This window comes from Martelella sp. (assembly GCF_984369615.1).
Genome location: NZ_CFHTCS010000504.1, coordinates 1 through 2,464 on the forward strand (window position 1 = coordinate 1; position 2,464 = coordinate 2,464).

The 2,464-nt window shown below is 60.4% G+C and carries 3 protein-coding genes and 2 pseudogenes; 1 reads left to right on the top strand and 4 read right to left on the bottom strand.

All coding sequences use genetic code 11. The annotated features are described in order from the left end of the window. The 3 genes from AC5DC2_RS22900 to fabI all read right to left on the bottom strand — a co-directional run. On the bottom strand, positions 1-124 hold a 124-nt coding region (locus AC5DC2_RS22900), incomplete at its 3' end, for a chorismate synthase (protein WP_491700158.1). 61 nt (positions 125-185) lie between these two features. Continuing rightward, positions 186-779 carry a histidine phosphatase family protein gene (locus tag AC5DC2_RS22905; protein WP_491700156.1) on the bottom strand — a complete coding sequence of 198 codons (594 nt, stop codon included), beginning with the start codon at positions 777-779 and terminating at the stop codon, positions 186-188. Positions 780-963: 184 nt separating this feature from the next. Then, positions 964-1,782 (bottom strand): enoyl-ACP reductase FabI, encoded by an 819-nt coding sequence (gene fabI / locus AC5DC2_RS22910; protein ID WP_491700157.1) that lies wholly within the window; start codon positions 1,780-1,782, stop codon positions 964-966. 258 nt (positions 1,783-2,040) lie between these two features. On the opposite strand from fabI, the pseudogene AC5DC2_RS22915 reads away from it, so the two are divergent. Next, a pseudogene (locus AC5DC2_RS22915) lies at positions 2,041-2,298 on the top strand (pyridoxamine 5'-phosphate oxidase family protein); the annotation flags it as partial. A gap of 24 nt (positions 2,299-2,322) precedes the next feature. Here the strand turns inward: AC5DC2_RS22915 and AC5DC2_RS22920 are convergent. Next, a pseudogene (locus tag AC5DC2_RS22920) lies at positions 2,323-2,457 on the bottom strand (hypothetical protein); the annotation flags it as partial. Between the last annotated feature and the right edge of the window lie 7 nt (positions 2,458-2,464).

Here is a 2,464-nt window from a genome sequence, read left to right on the forward strand (position 1 = left end):
GGATGTCAGAAAGCTCGAAGGCGATGCCGGGCGGGCAGCCGTCGATGACGCAGCCGAGCGCCGGGCCATGGCTTTCGCCCCAGGTGGTGACGCGGAAAAGATGTCCGTATGTGTTGTGCGACATGGTTTACCTCTGCCGTCGTTGCGCGGCTTCGCTCTATCGCAATTGCCGGATGAGGGGAAGCCTACTCGATCCAGCCGATCGTTCCGGCGGCCGGATCGATGCGCAAAACGGAATCCTGCGGGATCGGAAGCTCGGCGGCCTCGGCCGTCGAAACGCCGCCGACAATGCGGAAGAAGCTGCGGATCACGCCGCCATGGCAGACGCAGACCGTCGGGCCGACGACATCCTTCAACCAGGCGCCGATCCGCCAGGACAGGATTTCGTAGCTTTCGGCATCGGCGCCCGGCGGAACGAAAGCCCATTTGTCCTTCTCGCGCTCATGCAGAAGCGCCGGGCTGAAGCCGGCGACCTCTTCCAGCGTGCGTCCCTCCCAGTCGCCGAAGGAGAGTTCCTTCAGCCGGTCGTCGGTGCGGTAGAGTTCGGGCGTCAGGCCCATGGCCGCGCGCGCCCGCTCCATCGTCTCGCGCGTGCGCGAAAGCGGGCTTGAGACAAAATCGTAAAGCCGGGATTCATCGCCCAGAATTTCCGCAAGACGCGCGCCATTGTCGCGGGCCTGAGCGCGTCCGGTGTCGTTCAGCGGAATGTCCTTCTGTCCCTGCAGACGGTATTCGGCGTTCCAGTCGGTCTGGCCGTGACGTATGGCGTAGATGAGCACGATTTCTTACCGTTCAATTTTCATTAAAGGATGAAGCGAAAATTCAAAGTGTTAGGAGGGTTTTGCACATGTTTTGGAAGGGGCGGGCCCCGAAAGATGCATTTCCGGCTCTGATAAACTGTCGCCGGAGAGGAAAGGATTCAAAGCAAAACGGCGCGGATCCGGTCCGCGCCGTCATCAAAATTCAGTCCTTGACCACCGAAATGTCGGGTGCGTCGACCGCCTTCATGCCGACAACGTGATAGCCGCTGTCGGCATGCAGAACCTCGCCGGTAACAGAGGTCGAAAGGTCGGAGAGCAGGAAAAGCGCCGTATTGCCGACCTCGTCGATCGTGACATTGCGCTTCAGCGGCGAATTATACTCGTTCCACTTCAGAATATAGCGGAAATCGCCGATGGCGGAGCCGGCGAGCGTCTTGATCGGCCCGGCCGAAATGGCGTTGACGCGAATGCCGCGACCGCCGAGATCGACTGCCATGTAGCGCACGCTCGCCTCCAGCGCCGCCTTGGCGACGCCCATGACGTTGTAGTGCGGCATCACCTTTTCCGCGCCGTAATAGGTCAGGGTTATCATCGATCCGCCTTCATTCATGATCTGCTCGGCGCGTCGGGCGATCGCGGTGAAGGAATAGACCGAAATGTCCATGGATTTCGCGAAATTTTCACGCGAGGTATCGATATAGCGGCCGGTCAGTTCATCCTTGTCGGAGAAGGCGATGGCGTGGACGATGAAGTCGATCTTGCCCCACTCCTGCTCAAGCGTCTTGAAAACGGCTTCGACGCTCGCGGGGTCGGTGACGTCGCAATGGCCGGCCATGAGGGCGTTCAGCTCCGTTGCCAGAGGCTCCACGCGCTTCTTGAGGTTGTCGCCCTGCCAGGTCAGCGCGATTTCGGCGCCGGCTTCATGACACGCTTTGGCAATGCCCCATGCGATCGATCGGTTGTTGGCAACACCGAGAATAATGCCGCGTTTGCCTTTCATGAGGCCGTTTGCTTCAGCCATGTGTCGATGCTCCTTGCAACTCTCTTCGTTTCTGCCTATGGCATAGGCAGCAATGCGGTTCAAGCAATCAGAACCGTGCTGAACCCGCTTTAGCTTCCGAAAAGGTTATTGCCAAGCCCTTGCAAAAATGCCCCGACCGGCGCCTGGCCGGGTGCCTGAAACCTCTCTGCAGGCGGCGATGTGGCAGTGAAGACGGTTCGCTCTCGGGCGGGATTCGAATTGGAACGCGCCGCCTGGCGCGATGCGGGAGACGATGCCATGTCCCAGTCGGACGAGACCCCCAAGGATTTTACAGCCGAAAACGATCCCTTCGCGCTCTTCGGCAAGTGGCTGAAGGATGCGCAGGCGAGCGAGCCGAACGACCCGAACGGGGTGGCGGTCGCCACCGTCGATGAAGACGGGCTTCCCAATGTGCGCATGGTGCTGATGAAGGAGTACGATCTCCGCGGCTTCGTTTTCTACACCAATTTCGAAAGCCAGAAGGGGCGGGAACTGCTTGGCCAGCCGAAGGATGCGGAGCAGCCTGATGAGGCGGAGCAAAACGAGCCCCGGGGCGGCGCCCACGAGCGAGAGCCAGCCCTCAACGACGATGAAAGCGTCAAGCTTGTTCCAGTGGGACGAGAGGTAGAGGAGCGGGTTGGCGTCCGCGGCGAGCGTCTTGACGATGAGCTTCAGCTGGTGG